This window comes from Paenarthrobacter sp. NyZ202 (genome assembly GCF_049860755.1).
Taxonomy (GTDB): Bacteria; Actinomycetota; Actinomycetes; order Actinomycetales; family Micrococcaceae; genus Arthrobacter.
The window spans coordinates 2640534-2657642 of record NZ_CP187556.1 but is presented as its reverse complement, the minus strand read 5'-3'; the positions used below and the strand labels follow the sequence as shown (position 1 = coordinate 2657642).

General features: G+C 64.1%; 17 protein-coding genes and 3 tRNA genes. 12 read left to right on the top strand and 8 right to left on the bottom strand.

All coding sequences use genetic code 11. From position 1 onward, the window contains the following. Nucleotides 1-25 precede the first annotated feature (25 nt). Both ACPFL9_RS12310 and ssb read right to left on the bottom strand, forming a co-directional pair. Nucleotides 26-706: a DNA alkylation repair protein gene (locus tag ACPFL9_RS12310; RefSeq protein ID WP_426002969.1), complete on the bottom strand. Its 681-nt coding sequence runs from the start codon at nucleotides 704-706 to the stop codon at nucleotides 26-28. A gap of 57 nt (nucleotides 707-763) precedes the next feature. Next, nucleotides 764-1363 carry a single-stranded DNA-binding protein gene (gene ssb, locus ACPFL9_RS12305; protein ID WP_426002968.1) on the bottom strand — a complete coding sequence of 200 codons (600 nt, stop codon included), beginning with the start codon at nucleotides 1361-1363 and terminating at the stop codon, nucleotides 764-766. 196 nt (nucleotides 1364-1559) lie between these two features. Between ssb and ACPFL9_RS12300 the strand changes: the two genes are divergently transcribed. The 3 genes from ACPFL9_RS12300 (at nucleotide 1560) to ettA (ending at nucleotide 3987) form a co-directional block, all read left to right on the top strand. Continuing rightward, nucleotides 1560-1632, top strand: a tRNA-Arg gene (locus ACPFL9_RS12300). 121 nt (nucleotides 1633-1753) lie between these two features. After that, entirely contained in the window at nucleotides 1754-2218 is a 465-nt protein-coding gene (locus ACPFL9_RS12295) for a DUF6993 domain-containing protein (RefSeq protein ID WP_426002966.1), read from the top strand. Nucleotides 2219-2304: 86 nt separating this feature from the next. Then, nucleotides 2305-3987 (top strand): energy-dependent translational throttle protein EttA, encoded by a 1683-nt coding sequence (gene ettA, locus ACPFL9_RS12290; protein ID WP_426002964.1) that lies wholly within the window; start codon nucleotides 2305-2307, stop codon nucleotides 3985-3987. 67 nt (nucleotides 3988-4054) lie between these two features. Here ettA and ACPFL9_RS12285 read toward each other — a convergent pair whose 3' ends face one another. Further along, the gene (locus ACPFL9_RS12285) at nucleotides 4055-4960 is read right to left on the bottom strand and encodes an acyl-CoA thioesterase (protein ID WP_426002962.1); all 906 of its coding nucleotides are present in this window, start codon (nucleotides 4958-4960) and stop codon (nucleotides 4055-4057) included. 63 nt (nucleotides 4961-5023) lie between these two features. Between ACPFL9_RS12285 and ACPFL9_RS12280 the strand changes: the two genes are divergently transcribed. Then, entirely contained in the window at nucleotides 5024-5710 is a 687-nt protein-coding gene (locus ACPFL9_RS12280; RefSeq protein WP_426002960.1) for a hypothetical protein, read from the top strand. On the opposite strand, the gene ACPFL9_RS12275 is transcribed toward ACPFL9_RS12280, so the two are convergent. Both ACPFL9_RS12275 and ACPFL9_RS12270 read right to left on the bottom strand, forming a co-directional pair. Beyond that, entirely contained in the window at nucleotides 5699-6172 is a 474-nt protein-coding gene (locus ACPFL9_RS12275) for a globin (RefSeq protein ID WP_426007551.1), read from the bottom strand. The two genes, ACPFL9_RS12280 and ACPFL9_RS12275, sit on opposite strands and share 12 nt — an antisense overlap. 1 nt (nucleotide 6173) lies before the next feature. After that, on the bottom strand, nucleotides 6174-6860 hold the full coding sequence (locus tag ACPFL9_RS12270; RefSeq protein WP_426007550.1) for a mechanosensitive ion channel family protein: 687 nt from the start codon (nucleotides 6858-6860) through the stop codon (nucleotides 6174-6176). A 105-nt stretch (nucleotides 6861-6965) separates the two neighbouring features. Here ACPFL9_RS12270 and ACPFL9_RS12265 point away from each other — a divergent pair, with 105 nt between their 5' ends. Next, nucleotides 6966-7958, top strand: a complete 993-nt coding sequence (locus ACPFL9_RS12265) for an epimerase (RefSeq protein WP_426002959.1) — start codon at nucleotides 6966-6968, stop codon at nucleotides 7956-7958. A 5-nt stretch (nucleotides 7959-7963) separates the two neighbouring features. Here ACPFL9_RS12265 and ACPFL9_RS12260 read toward each other — a convergent pair whose 3' ends face one another. After that, complete coding sequence (locus tag ACPFL9_RS12260; protein ID WP_426002958.1) at nucleotides 7964-8443, bottom strand: OsmC family protein; 480 nt, start codon at nucleotides 8441-8443, stop codon at nucleotides 7964-7966. A 48-nt stretch (nucleotides 8444-8491) separates the two neighbouring features. After that, nucleotides 8492-11053: an aminopeptidase N gene (pepN, locus tag ACPFL9_RS12255; protein WP_426002957.1), complete on the bottom strand. Its 2562-nt coding sequence runs from the start codon at nucleotides 11051-11053 to the stop codon at nucleotides 8492-8494. A 130-nt stretch (nucleotides 11054-11183) separates the two neighbouring features. Between pepN and ACPFL9_RS12250 the strand changes: the two genes are divergently transcribed. From ACPFL9_RS12250 to ACPFL9_RS12240, 3 genes are all read left to right on the top strand, one after another. After that, nucleotides 11184-12194, top strand: coding sequence for a hypothetical protein (locus ACPFL9_RS12250; protein WP_426002956.1), 1011 nt, complete (start codon nucleotides 11184-11186; stop codon nucleotides 12192-12194). A gap of 117 nt (nucleotides 12195-12311) precedes the next feature. Further along, nucleotides 12312-12752: a ribose-5-phosphate isomerase gene (locus ACPFL9_RS12245; RefSeq protein ID WP_426007549.1), complete on the top strand. Its 441-nt coding sequence runs from the start codon at nucleotides 12312-12314 to the stop codon at nucleotides 12750-12752. Next, nucleotides 12752-13639, top strand: a complete 888-nt coding sequence (locus ACPFL9_RS12240; RefSeq protein ID WP_426002955.1) for an Fpg/Nei family DNA glycosylase — start codon at nucleotides 12752-12754, stop codon at nucleotides 13637-13639. The genes ACPFL9_RS12245 and ACPFL9_RS12240 overlap by 1 nt, the downstream gene beginning before the upstream one ends. Before the next feature lie 66 nt (nucleotides 13640-13705). Here the strand turns inward: ACPFL9_RS12240 and ACPFL9_RS12235 are convergent. Then, nucleotides 13706-13779 (bottom strand) — tRNA-Gly (locus tag ACPFL9_RS12235). Nucleotides 13780-13906: 127 nt separating this feature from the next. Between ACPFL9_RS12235 and ACPFL9_RS12230 the strand changes: the two genes are divergently transcribed. The 4 genes from ACPFL9_RS12230 to ACPFL9_RS12215 all read left to right on the top strand — a co-directional run bounded on the left by ACPFL9_RS12230 (nucleotide 13907) and on the right by ACPFL9_RS12215 (nucleotide 16990). Then, a tRNA-Pro gene (locus ACPFL9_RS12230) sits at nucleotides 13907-13981 on the top strand. A gap of 70 nt (nucleotides 13982-14051) precedes the next feature. Further along, nucleotides 14052-15431 (top strand): trigger factor, encoded by a 1380-nt coding sequence (tig, locus tag ACPFL9_RS12225; RefSeq protein WP_426002953.1) that lies wholly within the window; start codon nucleotides 14052-14054, stop codon nucleotides 15429-15431. A gap of 246 nt (nucleotides 15432-15677) precedes the next feature. Beyond that, entirely contained in the window at nucleotides 15678-16292 is a 615-nt protein-coding gene (locus tag ACPFL9_RS12220; protein WP_426007548.1) for an ATP-dependent Clp protease proteolytic subunit, read from the top strand. Between the two features lie 38 nt (nucleotides 16293-16330). Continuing rightward, entirely contained in the window at nucleotides 16331-16990 is a 660-nt protein-coding gene (locus ACPFL9_RS12215; protein ID WP_426002951.1) for an ATP-dependent Clp protease proteolytic subunit, read from the top strand. Nucleotides 16991-17109 lie beyond the last annotated feature (119 nt).

The window sequence follows — 17109 nt, the reverse complement described above, 5'->3', positions numbered from 1 at the left end:
GCCTGGTGGCCGAAACCGCGGTCCCTCAGAAAAGCAGGCGGAGGGCTTCCCGGCGGGACAGGGGGCTGAGGGCTGCCATGTGGGTGTCGGCAAATGCCCGCACCCAGCCGGGATCCGTCTTACTGTATTCGCGCAGCGCCCAACCAATGGCCTTGCGGATGAAGAACTCCTTGTCCTGGAGGTTTGGCTCAATGACTGCAGACAGCAAGCGCGTATCCGTAGCAGATTTGGCAGCCAGCTGGGACGTGATGGAGGACCTCCGGATCCACATGTCCGGGTCTTTGGACCACTGAAGCAACAGGGGAGTCATGGTCTCCTTGTTGGCCTGGAGCAGGGCACAGATCCTGGGTGCCACACCGTCCACCAAGTCCCACCATGCACCGGTCCTGATGATCTCCTCATACACCGGCACCATGCCCGGATCCCCGCTGACCAGCCGCGCTCCGGTGAGGTCGATGGCCGCATAGCGTTCTTCCCTTGCTTCGGCTGTGCGCCACAACTCGAGGACTGCCTGGCGAAGGTCGTCAGGAGTCTTCACCGGATGGTGTTTGAGGGCTGCCTTGGTGATTCTTCTAACGTCAGGTACGCGGACGCCCCAAGAGGGCATTTCCGACTTCATGTACGCTTGCGCACCCCTTGCGCGCTCTGCATCCCCGGCGGCCTTCAAGGTGGTTCGGATGTCCTCGACCAATCTTCCGGTGTCCATGGCTACACTCTAGGACCCGTTCCGCAGGGGACCTGCCACGTGGCCACAGCATCCACCTCAACCCATGGCGTCCACCAGTTCACCTGTGGTTGTGTCCAGTATGAGGCCGGCCGGTACGTCGTCGGGGTCCGTGTTCCCGGTGGATTCGTCTTCAAGCGGGAGGCTGCTTCCTCCAGTGTGCTGATCGTCCGGAGCTGCGCCGTCCGGGTTTTCCGCATCCCATGGCACGTCTTCCCTGGGTTGGTCAGACGCCGCTCCACTGGGAGTTTCCGACGGTGTGCCTTGTGCGGGTCCTGCAGCGCCGTTCATCCGCGTGAAGTTTGCCGAACCCCACATGAGGTCATGGCCCACGGATTCGGCGTCTACCTCCGCCACGTGGTAGATGCGGCCCTCATGCTCCCACTGCCGCAACCGGAGCCTGCCTGTGACCATGACGCGTTGTCCCTTCTTGATGCTGCACCCCACGTGTCCGGCCAGGTACCGGAACGCCTGGATCGTGTACCAGTTGGTGTGTCCGTCCACCCAGGAATTGCTCGCCCGGTCATACCTCCGTTCAGTTGTTCCGAGCCGAAAGGAGGCAGTGGATGTTCCGTGGGTGGTCGTGGAGCTCCTGACGTCAGAGGCAACAAATCCCCGGAGGGTAATGGTGTCGTTCATGATGGTCCTTCCTTTTGTAGGCAAGTGCCGGCTGGCTATTTCAGCTTCCGGCACGCCGGATAGTCCGGGCAGGGGCCAGATGGCGTATGTGTAAAAAGCGCATTGTGGAGGACGGGTGGCGGTGGCCCGGCACGGAGCGATTGCACTGTAAACTCTTTGTGGCGCCAGCCGCCGCGACACTGTTGCGGCACCGGATGCCCCAGTAGCTCAGGGGATAGAGCAGCGGCCTTCTAATCCGCCGGTCGGGGGTTCGATTCCCTCCTGGGGCGCCGAGTCCCCCGGATCCACCTGGATCCGGGGGATCACTTTTCAGGAGTCATTGCCGAGTGACATTGGGGGAAGCGCGTGTGGCATGAGCACAGCATGGGCGGCAGGGCCAAGAAGCCGGCCTTGATTTCCATCCTTCTTGCCGGTGCGGTGACGCTGGCAGCGTGCTCCGGCACGGTGCAAAGCAGCGCGTCCACAGGCCCGGACGGCGTGCCTGCGGTGCAGCCACCGGCTTCCGCGGAGGTCCCGGTGACCGCCGAGGTCCCGGCACGCTCCCTGGAAAGCACCTCGACGGACGTGGCAGCAACCGCCACGGCGATGGAAAGAACCCTCAAGGACCTGGTGTCCGCCAACCCGAAACCGGACCGGCAGGCCGTTCGCACCGCGTTGGCGGCCGCAGGCGTGCCCAATGATGCCATCGAGGTATCTGCAAGCCGGACCCCTACAGGACTTGATGTTGACGCCATGGAAGCCGCCGCCTTGTCCGGTGAAGAGTGCGTCGTTGGCCAGATCCGCGATGGAGCCGTGACCGTCACGGTCCTGCCGGTCCTTTCCACAGGGAAGTGCTTCATCGGCGACTCGCGGTAGCCGCGGGCAACCCGGAGCGCACGACGACCGTCCCGCCGCAGTGGCCGAATGTGAGTTCCAGCCGCCTAGCCACTAGATTTAAGGGCATGGCGGAATTCATTTACACGATGACCAAGGCCCGAAAGGCCGTTGGCGACAAACTTATTCTGGACGATGTCAGCATGTCGTTCTATCCAGGCGCGAAGATCGGCGTCGTTGGCCCGAACGGTGCCGGCAAGTCCACCATCCTGAAGATCATGGCAGGACTGGACACCCCTTCAAACGGCGAGGCCCGCCTGAGCCCCGGTTACACCGTGGGCATCCTCTTGCAGGAACCGCCGCTCAATGAGGAAAAGACGGTCCTCGGCAACGTCCAGGAGGGCGTCGGCGAGATCTACGGCAAGATCCAGCGGTTTAACGAAATCTCCGAGGAGATGGCCAACCCGGATGCCGATTACGACACCCTGCTCGAAGAAATGGGCAAGTTGCAGGAAGCCATCGACGCGGCCGACGCCTGGGACATCGACTCCCAGCTCGAGCAGGCCATGGACGCACTGCGCTGCCCGCCGGCCGACGCCGATGTCACTGTGCTCTCCGGTGGTGAACGCCGCCGTGTGGCACTGTGCAAGCTGCTCCTGCAGAAGCCGGATCTCCTCCTCCTGGACGAGCCGACCAACCACTTGGATGCCGAAAGCGTGCTCTGGCTTGAGCAGCACCTCTCCAAGTACCCGGGTGCCGTCCTTGCCGTGACCCACGACCGCTACTTCCTGGACCACGTTGCCGAGTGGATCGCGGAGGTCGACCGTGGCCACCTCTACCCGTACGAGGGCAACTACTCCACGTACCTGGAGAAGAAGAAGGCCCGCCTGGAGGTCCAGGGCAAGAAGGACGCCAAGCTTGCCAAGCGCCTCACCGAGGAACTCGAGTGGGTGCGTTCCAACGCCAAGGGCCGCCAGACCAAGTCCAAGGCCCGTCTGGCACGGTACGAGGAAATGGCCGCAGAAGCAGAGCGGACCCGCAAGCTGGACTTCGAGGAGATCCAGATCCCGCCGGGACCCCGCCTGGGCAACCTGGTCATCGAGGCAAAGGATCTCAAGAAGGGCTTTGACGACCGTGTCCTCATCGAGGATCTGTCCTTCTCTTTGCCCCGCAACGGCATCGTTGGCGTGATCGGTCCCAACGGTGTGGGCAAGTCCACGCTGTTCAAGACGATCGTCGGGATGGAACCGCTCGACGGCGGCGACCTCAAGATCGGTGACTCGGTCAAGATCTCCTACGTCGACCAGTCCCGCGGCGGCATCGACCCGAACAAGACGCTGTGGGAGGTCGTGTCCGACGGACTTGACCACATCCAGGTCGGCCAGGTGGAAATGCCCTCCCGCGCCTACGTCTCTGCCTTCGGGTTCAAGGGCCCGGACCAGCAGAAGAAGGCCGGAGTGCTGTCCGGTGGTGAACGCAACCGCCTCAACCTGGCCCTGACCCTTAAACAGGGCGGAAACCTCCTGCTCCTTGACGAACCAACCAACGACCTCGATGTCGAAACCCTGAGCAGCCTCGAGAACGCACTTCTTGACTTCCCCGGCTGTGCAGTTGTGGTCTCGCACGACCGGTGGTTCCTGGACCGGGTGGCAACCCACATCCTGGCTTACGAGGGCGATGACGAGAACCCCTCCAAGTGGTACTGGTTCGAGGGCAACTTCGAATCGTACGAGGAAAACAAGGTGGAGCGCCTCGGCCCGGATGCGGCCAAGCCGCACCGCGTCACGCACCGCCGCCTGACCCGCGACTAAGCACCAAAAGCGATGAAAATGGCCGCCCCGCAAGGGGCGGCCATTTTCGGGTTTCAAGCGAACTGCGTCAGGGAATCCTGACCATGCCTTCCTGCGCCACGGTTGCCACGTGGTGGCCCTCCCGGTCGAAGATCCGGCCGGTGGCCAGCCCCCGGGCGCCCTGTGCGCTGGGTGACTCCTGGACATAGAGCATCCATTCATCCACCCGAACGGGCCGGTGCCACCACATGGCATGGTCCAAGCTGGCCACGCTCATTCCGGGGGTCATCCAGGACAGCCCGTGTTTGCGGAGGATGGGTTCCAACAGGGTGTAGTCGCTGGCAAAGGCCAGTGCTGCGCGGTGAAGGTTGGGGTCATCCGGCAGGGGTCCCATGGTCTTCATCCACACTGCGTTGGTCGCAACGTGTTCGCGCGGCGGGTTGACGTAGAGGGCGGGGTCCACGTGCCGGACATCGAACGGACGCTCCGAGGACATATGCCGGGCCATGGGATGGTCAAAATGGGACAGCAACTCGGCGGTGCTGGGCAGGGACTCGGGGTCCGGGATGCCTTGGGGCATGGCCGCCTGATGGTCGAGGCCTTCGTCCTCCACCTGGAACGAGGCAATCATGGAGAGGATCGGGACCCCGTCCTGGTACGCGTGGACGCGGCGTGCAGAGAACGACCTGCCGTCACGGAGCCTTTCGACGCCAAAGGTGATGGGCTTGTTGGCATCCCCCGGCCGGAGAAAGTAGCCGTGCATGGAATGCGCCACGCGGTCATTGTCCACGGTACGCATGCCGGCCATCATGGACTGTGCCAGGACCTGCCCGCCGAAGACCCTGTGGCGGGGTTGTTTCTGTGAGGGCCCAAGGAAGATGTCCTCGTTGGTCCGGGCTCCATCGAAGTCGCCCAGGTCCAGCAATCCAATCAGTATCTCCATGGGATCGCCGGTGGAGGTGTCCACCTCGACGCCGGCGTTTGTGTCAGTCATGGTTCGACTCTAGACGGCGCCCTGAGCCCTCTCAACCGAGGACATGCCGGTAGAGTCGATGATGTGACCGACGTTTTGACCCAGTCTTTCCGCTTTACCGATCCACGCGACCTGACCGATCTCCGGACGTATATCATGCGGGCCAAGAGCATCGATGACGGCGCGATCCGGCTCCAGGCATCCGGACAGGTGCTGGCGGCCTACGTCTGCGTTTTGCGGCCGCGGATTCTCGGTGAGTCCACGCCCACCATCCTCGGCCTGCGCACCATGGCCTTGGCCGAGCCCGCGCAGGCCGACGCCACCGTCAGCCTCGCCTCGGTGATGGACCGGTTGGCCCGGTCCGGTGAGGGAGACGTTGAGTTGCCGGTTCCACCTGCAACGGTCTCCGAATCGTGGGCGGGCGTCAGTGCCCCGCGCAGCGGCTGGGAGGCACTCGGCACGCTCTCCGACGATTTCCTTCGGACCGCTGCCGAGTCGGGGATGGCCGAAGTGGCAGGCGTGGTGCCCGCCATGGCGGGGGCCGCCGTCGTGAATACTGCCCGTGCCGCGGTTTGGGGGCGGGAACTCGAGGGGCAGCCCGGGCTGCCGGCCGGCGCCGCTTTCGCGGCGTTCGCCTTGGGCTTCCTGGGCGGGGGCAGCCATCAGGTGTTCCGGAACGGCCGCTGGTTCCGCCTCAGCGGATCCCGCGGGCACGTCCTGGTCCGCACCGGCACCGGCCTTGGCTTGACGGGCCGGGAGTCACCCCGCTGAGGGACTGTTCACCATGGTCAGCGCTGCGCGTTCCATGTAATCCCACAGGGTGCCCTCGTGCAGGGGCGAGAGCCCCAGGGAATCCACGGCGGTCCTCATGTGGAAGAGCCAGCGGTCTTTGGCCTCGGGGGTGACCCGGAACGGCATGTGCCGCATGCGCAGGCGCGGGTGCCCGCGTTCCTCGCCATAGGTGGTGGGGCCACCCCAGTACTGTTCCAGGAACATGAGGAATCGCCGCTTGGCCGGTTCGAGGTCTTCTTCCGGGTACATGGGCCGCAGCAGCGGGTCCTGCGCAACGCCGTCGTAGAAGACATCGATCAGTTTCACGAACGTGTCGTGGCCACCGACGGCTGCGTAGAAACTGTCCGTGTAGGCCGGTTGGCTGAAGGGGTCGTTCTGCATCAACTGGCGTCGGGGTCCCGCCGCCGGTCCTGCCGCTGCCGGTTGCCGGCCCGCAGTCATGTCACTCATTTGCCTTCTCCTCGGGCTTCTTGGCGGATCCGGTGGCTGCCCCGGCTCCGGCGGGAACAGCGGTTGCGTGGCCGTCGTCGCCGGATTCCGGTGTTTCCAGGGGAACGTAGTCGCCTTGGGACCTGTTGCCGACGCGGAGGATTTCGCCGTTCCGGAGGTACCAGATGGCGCCGTCCTCGGCCCGGACACGCGTAATCCGCAGGCCTACGGATTCAACGGTACCAATGACTTCGCTGGTGACGATCACGTCGCCGATTCCGTATTGGTCTTCGATGGTGATGAAGATTCCGGCGAGGAAGTCGCGGATCAGCTGTTGCGCGCCGAAACCGATGGCTACACCGAGGATGCCGACGCTGGTGAGCAGGGGAGCGACGTCCACGTTCATGAATTTGAGGACGTAGATGATCACGATGACCACCACGATCACGCTGACCAGGCTGGTCAGCAGCGAACCGATGGTTTGCGCCCGCTGCGACCGGCGTTCATGGTCCAGGGCCCTGATGGCGGGCTGCACCCATTTGAAATGCGGTTTCTTGAAGAACGAGCTGCCGGAGGCAACCCTCCGTGTGATGCGCAGGATGATGAAGCGTGCCACGGTCCACACCAGCAGGCCAACGCCCACTGTGATGAGGATCGAGACTACATCGATCTTTTCCGGTTCAATCGTGAGGGTTTCCATGGGAGGGAAGAAGGTCAAGGTGTGCAAGCTCCTTGTCGTCGGCCCGTGTTCGCCTGGCGCGGAACACTCTGTCCACCATTAACCCTATCGCCGTAGCGTAGCCGCATGCGCATCCTCGTCCTGGGCGGTACCGCCTTCCTGTCCGCCGAAATCGCCCGGCAGGCCGTGGCCGCCGGGCACGAGGTCACCTGCCTGGCCCGGGGTACTTCGGCACAAGCGCCCGACGGCGTAGCCTGGGTCCGCGCGGACCGCGCCTTGGGTTCCGCCGTCTTTGACGGGCTCGCAGGCCGCCGTTGGGACGAAGTGGTGGAGGTGTCACGGGACCCTGTTCAGGCAAGGGTGGCCCTTCAGGCCCTGGGCGCGGATGCCGGCCACTGGACCTTCGTCTCCAGTTGCTCTGTTTATGCTGACCATTCGGTTCCGGGCGCTGCCGAAGACTCGGCGCTGCTCAAGCCCCTGCCGGAGGATCAGGCCGGGACGCCGGAGACCTATAGCGAATCAAAGTCCGCGATTGAGCGAATGACCCGGGACCTGGTGGGGGAGAAGGCCCACGTTGTCCGGTCAGGGTTGATCGGGGGACCGGGTGACGCTTCCGACCGCTACGGCTACTGGCCTGCACGGTGCGCCCAGGGTGCGGAACGTCCTGTGCTGGTGCCCGACATTGCCGGTGATCCCACCCAGATCATCGATGTGCGCGACCTCGCCTTCTGGGTCATTGACGCTGCCGTGCGCGGGCTGGCGGGCTCCTTTAACGCCCTGGGGGACGTGGTGCCTTTTGGCGACTACCTGGAGGCTTGCCTGCGTTTGGCCGAGGACCGGCCCCACGTGGTGACGGCGCCGGAAGAATGGCTTGCTGACCAGGGTGTCGGGTACTGGTCGGGTCACGATTCGTTGCCGCTGTGGCTGCCGCCGGGGCATGAGGGATTCCAGGCCCGCAGCAACGACGCTGCGCGGGAACAGGGCATGGTGTTGCGGCCCTGGCGGGAAACCCTGCGGGACACCCTCGCCGATGAGCGGCTGCGGGGACTCGGGCGGGACAGGAAAGCCGGGCTGTCACCGGGTACGGAAAAAAGGCTCGTGGCACTGATGCCCGCCTGACAGCGTCAGGCAACTGCCGCCGTCGTCACGGGCTCGTGGCGGACCGGGAAGTTGACGCTGCGCGCTATGAAGCAGACCTGGTTGGCTTCGTGGTGCAGCTGCGCCATGAGCTCGGCATGGGCGGGGTCCACGACTGCCACCTGCGGCTTCAGGGTGACGCTTTCGAACTGGCCGCTGCCGTCGCGGTTGAGTTTCATGAGCCCTTCGGCGTGGTCCTCGTAGGCCGTGACCACAACGCCGTGCTTGACCGCCACATGAAGGAAGGACAGCATGTGGCACTGCGACAACGCCGCCAACAGGAGTTGCTCCGGGTTGTAGCGTGACCGGTCGCCATGGAAGGTGGGGTCCGAAGAACCCTGCAACGTGGGCAATCCCGGGATTTCGACGTCGTGGTCGCGTGAGTACCCGCGATAGCTGGACGTTCCCTCGCCGAGGTTTCCGGTCCAGCGGACGGTCAGCGCGTAGTGGTGTTCGTTCAGGCCCATGCGGACAGTCTGCCACTTATTGGAGACTGTCCGCAGGACCTCAACGTCTCAGGCGTCGGCAGCCCTGGCCCGGAGGGCGCGTGCCACCGCATCGCGGTTCTCCAACATCATGCGGCGCAGTGCCGCACTCTCCTCCGGCAGGCCGGCAAGGAACCGGTCGGTACGGTCCACGGTGGCCTGTGTGGTGAGCTGCGCCGGGTAGAGCCCCACCACGATCTGCTGTGCCAGCGCATGGGTACGTTCCTTGACGATTCCCGGCACGGCGTCGAAATACTTCCCGGCATACGGCTCCAGCAGCGCGGTATCGGCAACCCTCATGAAACCTGCGACGGCGGATGCCTGTAGCGCGTTGGACAGCTCGCCCTTGACCACGATCGAGTCCCAGGCTGCGGCTTTGGCTTCCGGGGTGGGGATGGCTGCCTTGGCCTGGGCTGCAGCGTTCTGCCCGTTGGAGGTGTTGTCGCGGGCCAGTTCCTCGTCGATGCGCTCCTGTCCTTGCCGCCCGCCGGCAACCAGGGCAGTCAGGAGCTCCCAGCGCATGTCCTGGTCCACGGTCAGCCCGGCCAGGGTATCGGTGCCGTCAAGGAGTGCCTGGATTTGGTCGAGCTGGTCCCCGCTGCGGGCCAGTTGGGCAAAGGACTTGGCAAACTGCAGCTGGGCATCCGAGCCCGGTTCAACCTGCGACGCCAGGTCCCAAAGCTTTCCGGCTGCCTCCGTGGTGGAGTGGAGCTTGTGCTCTTCGGCGACGAAGTATGTCAGTGCCGTGGCCAGTTGGCGCAGCTGCACCAGGATCACGGAGGAGTCCGTTTCGTGCGCAATGTTGGCCAGGATCAGGTCAACGTACCCACGGGCCGGTGTTTCGCCGTCGCGCGCGGCGTCCCACGCCGAGCCCCATACGAGTGTGCGGGGAAGGCTGGCGGCGAAGTCCTTCAGGTGTTCCTTGGCCGTGGCCCACGAGTCCGGGTCCAGCCGCACCTTGGCGTAGGCGAGGTCGTCGTCATTAAGCAGCACCAGGTCCGGACGCTTGAGGCCCACCAGTTCCGGCACCTCGGTCCGGGGACCGTCAACGTCGAGTTCTTCACGGTGGGTGCGTTCGAGTTTTCCTTCGGGAGTCCTGCTGTAGAACCCCACTGCGAGGCGGTGGGGCCGCAGGGTGGGGTGCTCGTCGACGGCAGTCTGGTTGATCGCGAAGCCGGTGATGGTGCCCGCTTCATCTGCATCGATGGCGGGAGAGAGCGTGTTCACCCCCGCTGTTTCCAGCCATAGCCTGCCCCACTGGTCAAGGTCGCGGCCGCTGGCTGCTTCCAGTTCCACCATGAGGTCTGCCAGTTCGGTGTTGCTCCACGCGTGCTTGCCGAAGTAGGCCCGCACTCCGGACATGAACTGTTCAGGACCAACCCAGGCCACCAGTTGGCGCAGGACGGATGCTCCCTTGGCATAGGTGATGCCGTCGAAGTTGACCTCAACGTCCTGGAGGTCGTTGATCTCGGCAAAGATCGGGTGGGTGGTGGGAAGCTGGTCCTGCCGGTACGCCCAGGACTTCTCCACCGAGGCGAACGTCGTCCAGGCCCGGTCGAATTCGGTGTTCTCCACGGCTGCCAGGTGCGACATGTACTCGGCGAAGGATTCGTTCAACCAGAGATCGTTCCACCAGCGCATGGTCACCAGGTCACCGAACCACATGTGGGCCAGTTCGTGCAGGACCGTGATGGCGCGGCGTTCAACCTGTGCCTCCGTGACTTTCCCGCGGAAGACATAGCCCTCAAGGATGGTGACGGCGCCGGCGTTCTCCATGGCTCCGGCGTTGAATTCGGGGACGAAGAGCTGGTCGTACTTCTCGAACGGGTACGGACACCCGAACTGCGCTTCGAAGAACTCGAAACCCTGCCGCGTCAGTTCGAAAATGTTGTCGGCATCCAGGTACTGCATCAGGGACTTGCGTGCGAAGACGCCCAACGGGACAGTGCGGCCGTCGCTGCTGGTCACTTCGGAGCGGACGGATTGGTAGGGCCCGGCGATGAGCGCGGTGACATAGGACGACAGCCGCGGTGTCGGAGCGAACTTCCACACGGAACGGGCTGATCCGTCTTCCCCCGCGTCTGCGGGTTCCGGTGCAGGCGTGGGGGAATTTGAGATGACATCCCAGTGGGCCGGTGCAGTGATGGTGAAGGTGAAGGAGGCCTTCAGGTCCGGCTGCTCGAAGACGGCGAACATGCGCCGGGAGTCGGGAACCTCGAACTGCGTGTAGAGGTATACCTCGTTGTCCACCGGGTCGACGAACCGGTGGAGTCCTTCGCCGGTGTTCATATACGGGGCATCGCTGACAATCGTCAGTTCATTGTCCGCCTCCAGGGCGGGCAGGCTGATCCGGACGCCATCGGATACCTCGGCAGGGTCCAGTTGCCGGCCGTTGAGCGTCACGCTGTGGACTGTTTCGGTAATGGCATCAATAAACGTTGAGGATCCCGCGGTGGCGGAGAACCGCACCACGGTGGTCGATCCGAAGACGGTGGCACCCTTGGTGAGGTCCAAAGTGACGTTGTAGGACTCGACGTTGAGTATCGCAGCGCGCTGCGCAGCTTCTTCGCGCGTCAAATTCAGGCCTGGCAAGATGCCTCCAGAGTGGTCGGGGTGGCAGGCCGGGCTGTTCCGGCCTCAGTGTGAAGCCATTCTTTCACTCCACGCGGTGATGGCAAGGAGGCGGCGTCCCGGTGTCGCTGGTTCGGAGTAGCGTTGGATCATGGGAACGTTCCGCGATTCATTGGATATCCGGGCCCTGCGGTTTGCAGTGGTCTTTCCGTTGTTGCTGGCCGGCGGCTTTGTTGTCTGCGCCCAACTGCTGCGGAACAGCTTGCCGGAGCCCGTTGCGGTCATGTGGAATTCCGACGGCGGAAGCTCGTTTGCGCCTTTCGGCGCCTACGTTTCAGGAGGCGCAGCCCTGATCACCCTCGTCGGCTGGATCGCGTTTTTCCAGGCTGTTCCCGTTTCCCGTCCGGTCATCATGCGGCGGGTCATGATGGGGATGGGCCTGCTGGTGAGCTTGTTCGTGACAGCTGTCCTTGCCGCCGGGCTGGTGGGGCAGTCGGGTGCCGTCGATGCCCGGTCCACGCACGTTGACCCCGTCATCCTTGCCATGGGCAGTGGTGCCGCCGTGGCACTCAGCGTCGTCATGATGATGGCCTTCAAGCCCGACCCGCGATGGACGAGGGAGGACGACCAGGCGCTGGAAACTGCAGCCTTGCTGGCTGCCGACCCGGACCTTGCACGGGACAGCCTGAGGATGTGGGTCCATGCCCGGAGTTCGGTCTTCATCATGATCATCGTTGCAGCGGTCTTTCCTGCCGTCCTCATTGCGGTTGCCCTTCCCTGGCTGGGTGCCCTCCTGGTGGTTGCCGCGCTGGTCGGGGCCGGTTTCCTCTTTGCCCGGGTACGGGCGGACAGGGGAGGCCTGCAGGTCTTCGCCGGGGGAGTCGTGCGCGTCCTGACCGTTCCCGCCGTCGACATCGCTGCTGCCGCCCCTACCGACGTGAAGGCTGCGGACTACGGCGGTTGGGGCTGGCGCCACCATGACGATGCCACTGCCATGCTGGTCAGCAGCGGGCCCGCTGTGGTGGTGCGGAAGCTGAACGGGCGGCGGGTCGCGCTCAGTGCCGGCACGGCGGCAGCGGCCGACAACATCGCCGGAATACTCAACCGGGCCGCGGAGAGGGCCCACCGCGGAGGAGAACCCGGGCAGCCGGGGTCGCGGTAACCTAGGTAGCGCATCCCTCCCCACCGCGCCCCGGCAAGGATCCGGACCAGCGCACTCGAAAGAAACGGACTTCCTGTGACTAAACCCCGCGTCCACATCGCCACGGACCACGCAGGCATGGAACTCAGCGCCCACCTGGTCAGCCACCTCACCGCCCAGGGCTACGACGTGGTGGACCACGGTCCCAAGGAATACGACGCGCTGGATGACTACCCCTCGTTCTGCATCAATGCAGGTGAGGCAGTGGTAGCGGACCAGCAGCAGGGGATCCACGCGCTCGGAATCGTCCTGGGCGGCTCCGGCAACGGCGAACAGATCGCCGCCAACAAGGTCAAGGGCGTACGCGCTGCCTTGGCGTGGAACCTCTCCACGGCAAAGCTGGCCCGCGAACACAACGACGCCAACGTCATCGCCGTCGGCGGCCGTCAGCACAGTGTCGAGGAAGCCACCGGGCTTATTGAGGCGTTCCTCCAGGAACCGTTCAGCAATGACGAGCGCCACGTCCGCCGCATCGGCAAGATTGCCGTCTACGAAACCACCGGCGAGATCGTCCAGTAGTGCCCGAAGGTCATTCCGTCCACCGGCTGGCCCGGCAGTTCCAGGACGTGTTCGCCGGAGAGCGCCTCCAGGTCAGCAGCCCCCAGGGGCGGTTTGCCGAAGGCGCTGCCCTCCTGGACGGGCACGTCCTTGAGGAAGCCATGGCGCACGGCAAGCAGTTGTTTCTGCAGTTCGGGAACGGCCTGTCCCTGCACGTGCATCTGGGGCTTTACGGTGCATGGAGCTTCGGCGGCGACAGTTCGTTCACGGGCGCCTCAAGCATCGGTGCGCCCCGCCGGATCGGAGAACGCGAGACCGGTCCGGCGGGGGACGAGCCTGTCTACACGGGGCCGCCGCCACCGGTTGGTGCCGTGCGTGTCCGGCTGGTATCCGGCCATGGATGGGCGGACCTTCGAGGAGCCACCACGTGCGCTGCCATCACGGCGGACGACGTCCGGTCTGTCCTTGACCGCCTGGGGCCGGATCCGCTGCGGAATCTGCCAGGTGACCGGGAGGAGTTCGTCCGCAGGCTTCGACGGCGCAAAACGGCGGTCGGCCTGCTGATGATGGACCAGTCGGTGCTGGCCGGCGTCGGCAACATCTACCGTGCGGAAGTGCTGTTCCGGCAGGCTGTTGATCCCTGGACCCCGGGCACGGCGATCGACGCCGAAACGGCCGGGAGGCTGTGGGACGACACTGTCTCCACCATGTCCGACGGTGTCCGTGACGGCAGGATCGTCACCACGCCTCCGCGGCTCTGGACCGGGGGCCACGGCAGCGCGCCCGACGCCGATGCCCACTTTGTCTACAAGCGACAGGGTCTGCCCTGCCGGGCATGCGGAACGCTGGTGGGCATGACTGAGATCGGTGCGCGGAAACTCTATTGGTGTCCCGCCTGCCAGGTTTAGTCGCAACGGGTGGTCTTTAACGCCGAAGGAGCCCCGATCCTGGTGGATCGGGGCTCCTTCTTGTCCTGGAGGGGACGACGGGAATCGAACCCGCGTAATCAGTTTGGAAGACTGAGGCTTTACCATTAAGCTACGTCCCCGGGAAAAGATCTCCGTTCCGGACATCTTCCCGGTGGCTGTTCGAGCCGGGTACAACTAAACCTAATTACGGCGGCGGTGTCAAATGTGCATTCCCGGCCCGCTTGCCCGTAGACTGTCCTGTGCATTCGGGGTGTAGCTCAGCTTGGCTAGAGCGCCTGCTTTGGGAGCAGGAAGTCGCAGGTTCAAATCCTGTCACCCCGACTCTGTGTTTGTGCCCGCTCCGAGGGGCGCGGCAGAACCCCATACCCACAAAACCAGGAGTACTTAGACTGTGAAGAGCGCTGTCGAGAACCTCACCGCCACGCGGGTCAAGCTCAATGTTGAGGTTCCGTTTGAAGAACTGAAGCCGAGCATCGATGCCGCTTACAAGACCGTTGCTTCGCAGATCCAGGTACCGGGATTCCGCAAGGGCAAGGTTCCCTCCCGGATCATTGACCAGCGCGTCGGTCGCGGTTACGTCCTGGAGACGGCCATCAACGACGGCCTCAATGGCTGGTACCAGGCTGCAGTCCAGGAAACCGGTGTGCGTCCGCTGAGCCGTCCTGAGGTCGAGATCACCGAGGTTCCGGACCCGTCCGCTACCGAGGGTGAGCTCAAGTTCCAGGTAGAGGTCGATGTCCGACCGGAGATCGAACTTCCCGACTACGCCGGCATCAAGGTTGAGGTTGCCGCCGCAGAGTCCTCCGAAGCCGACGTCGACAAGGCCCTGGACGAGCTCCGTGGCCGTTTCGGCACGCTGAGGTCCGTTGACCGTCCTGCGCAGAACGACGACTTCCTCACCATCGACATCACTGCCACGATCGACGGCGAAGACATCGATTCCGCAGCCGGTCTGTCCTACCAGGTTGGCGCCGGGACCATGCTCGAAGGCCTTGATGAGGCCGTCACCGGTCTTTCCGTTGACGAGGAAGCAATCTTCGACACCACCCTCGTTGGCGGTGACCACGCCGGCGAAGCCGCCCAGGTGAAGGTCGTCGTCAAGGCCGTCAAGGAGCGCGAGCTTCCCGAGGCCAATGACGATTTCGCCCAGCTCGCTTCCGAATTCGACACCCTTGCTGAGCTCCGCGAGGACCTCGCCAAGCAGGCGGCCGACTCCAAGGTCGTCGGACAGGGCGTCGAAGCCCGCGACAAGGTACTCGACAAGCTCGTTGAACTTGTTGAGGTTCCCGTCCCCGCTTCAGTTGTTGACGAGCAGGTTGAGGCCCACTTCAACCCGGAGAACTCGCACGGCGAAGGTGACCACGACACCGAAGAACACCGCGCCGAGGTTAAGGCCAACACCGAGCGCGCCTTCCAGAACGAGGTCATCCTCGACGCCATTGCGGACAAGGAAGAAGTCGAAGTCAGCCAGAACGAGCTGATCGACTACATCGTCACCACGGCCAGCCAGTACGGCATGGACCCGAACCAGTTCGCCCAGATCATTGATCAGAGCGGCCAGGTTCCCATGATGGTTTCCGAGGTTCGCCGCCGCAAGGCCCTGGCTGTCGTGCTGGGCCAGGCCGAGGTTGTTGACTCCGAGGGCAACAAGGTCGACCTCACCGACTTCGTGCGCCCCGCCGGGGAAGTTGAGGCCGGCGAGGCCGCTGCCGAGGCCTCCGAAGAAGCCGAAGTTGCTGCAAGCGACGACCCCGCAGCAGTGAAGTTCTAACCAGCTGTAAAGGACGGCCCTGGATTCCAGTAATCCAGGGCCGTCCTGTTTTAACCCCTCCGCACCATCGCCCCGGCGCCGGAAGACGTCACCCGCCGGCCAATGGTGCGCCGTCAGCGAACAGCGCGATTCCGGCGAACAAAACGCCTGTCAAAACGGTTAGTGTCCAAGTAGTGAAGTTCAGTGAGGTCACTGGCACAGAGCGAGAGGTAAGCACTTATGTCACAGCAATCAGCGGCTCCCCGGATGGCAACTGTCGATCCCGCAGCCCAGGACAACTACATCTACAACCGCCTGCTGAAAGAGCGCATCATCTGGCTCGGCTCTGAAGTCCGTGACGAGAACGCGAACGCGATCTGCTCACAGCTGCTGCTGCTCTCGGCTGAGGACCCCGAGAAAGACATCTACCTCTACATCAACTCGCCCGGCGGTTCCGTCACGGCAGGCATGGCCATCTACGACACCATGCAGTTCATCCCGAACGATGTTGTCACCGTCGCCACCGGCCTTGCCGCTTCAATGGGCCAGTTCCTGTTGTCCTCCGGCACGAAGGGCAAGCGCTATGCCACCCCGAACGCCCGTATCCTGATGCACCAGCCGTCCGGCGGCATCGGCGGCACGGCCTCGGACATCAAGATCCAGGCCGAACTGATCCTCCACATGAAGAAGGTCATGGCCGAACTGACGGCGGAGCAGACGGGCCAGACCGTCGAAACCATCCTCAAGGACAACGACCGCGACAAGTGGTTCACTGCCACCGAGGCACTGGAATACGGCTTCTTCGACAAGATCTCGGCGCATGCCGGCTCCGTGGCCGGTGGCGGCGGAACGGCCAACCAGTCGGATGCCAACAACAACTAGCCGGCATAGAGAACCACTGAAAACCAGGAGCAATTGACATGAACTACAACTTCGGATGGTCCGCCGGCAACCTCCCCACCAGCCGCTACGTCCTGCCCCAGTTCGAAGAGCGCACGCCCTACGGCTTCAAGCGCCAGGACCCGTACACCAAGCTGTTTGAGGACCGCATCATCTTCCTCGGTGTGCAGGTGGACGACGCCTCGGCGGACGACATCATGGCCCAGCTGCTGGTCCTGGAATCCACCGACCCGGACCGCGACATCACCCTGTACATCAACTCGCCGGGTGGATCCTTCACGGCCATGACAGCCATCTACGACACCATGCAGTACATCCGGCCCGAGATCCAGACGGTTTGCCTGGGCCAGGCTGCCAGCGCTGCGGCAGTACTCCTGGCGGCAGGCACGCCGGGCAAGCGCCTCGCCCTTCCGAACGCCCGCGTGCTGATCCATCAGCCCGCGCTGTCCGGAGGCCAGGGCGGGCAAGCCTCGGACCTGGAAATCCAGGCGGCTGAAGTCATGCGCATGCGGACCTGGCTCGAAGACACGCTGGCCCAGCACTCCGGCCGGACGTCCGATCAAGTCAACAACGACATTGAGCGCGACAAGATCCTCACCGCGGAAGAGGCCCGGGCTTACGGTCTGATCGACCAGGTCCTGGACTCCCGCAAGATCAAGCCCCAGGCAATCGCCCGGTAGCACTCGGAAATTCACGCCGGTGCGGTTCGCGAAACATGGACCGCACCGGCGTTCTGTTTCCACCCAAGCAGCCCATTGTGACCTAGAGTGGATGTTGTCACGGTGGTGCCAACCGCGGC

Excerpts from the sequence above, each read along its gene's own strand:
- ACPFL9_RS12275 (WP_426007551.1), bottom strand. The coding sequence starts at position 6,172 with ATGACTGCGGGCCGGCAACCGGCAGCGGCAGGACCGGCGGCGGGACCC.
- ACPFL9_RS12285 (WP_426002962.1), bottom strand. The coding sequence starts at position 4,960 with ATGACTGACACAAACGCCGGCGTCGAGGTGGACACCTCCACCGGCGAT.
- ssb (WP_426002968.1), bottom strand. The coding sequence starts at position 1,363 with ATGAACGACACCATTACCCTCCGGGGATTTGTTGCCTCTGACGTCAGG.
- ACPFL9_RS12215 (WP_426002951.1), top strand. The coding sequence starts at position 16,331 with ATGAACTACAACTTCGGATGGTCCGCCGGCAACCTCCCCACCAGCCGC.
- ACPFL9_RS12245 (WP_426007549.1), top strand. The coding sequence starts at position 12,312 with ATGGAACTCAGCGCCCACCTGGTCAGCCACCTCACCGCCCAGGGCTAC.
- ACPFL9_RS12220 (WP_426007548.1), top strand. The coding sequence starts at position 15,678 with ATGGCAACTGTCGATCCCGCAGCCCAGGACAACTACATCTACAACCGC.
- ACPFL9_RS12250 (WP_426002956.1), top strand. The coding sequence starts at position 11,184 with ATGGGAACGTTCCGCGATTCATTGGATATCCGGGCCCTGCGGTTTGCA.
- ACPFL9_RS12310 (WP_426002969.1), bottom strand. The coding sequence starts at position 706 with ATGGACACCGGAAGATTGGTCGAGGACATCCGAACCACCTTGAAGGCC.
- ACPFL9_RS12270 (WP_426007550.1), bottom strand. The coding sequence starts at position 6,860 with ATGGAAACCCTCACGATTGAACCGGAAAAGATCGATGTAGTCTCGATC.
- ettA (WP_426002964.1), top strand. The coding sequence starts at position 2,305 with ATGGCGGAATTCATTTACACGATGACCAAGGCCCGAAAGGCCGTTGGC.
- ACPFL9_RS12260 (WP_426002958.1), bottom strand. The coding sequence starts at position 8,443 with ATGGGCCTGAACGAACACCACTACGCGCTGACCGTCCGCTGGACCGGA.
- ACPFL9_RS12265 (WP_426002959.1), top strand. The coding sequence starts at position 6,966 with ATGCGCATCCTCGTCCTGGGCGGTACCGCCTTCCTGTCCGCCGAAATC.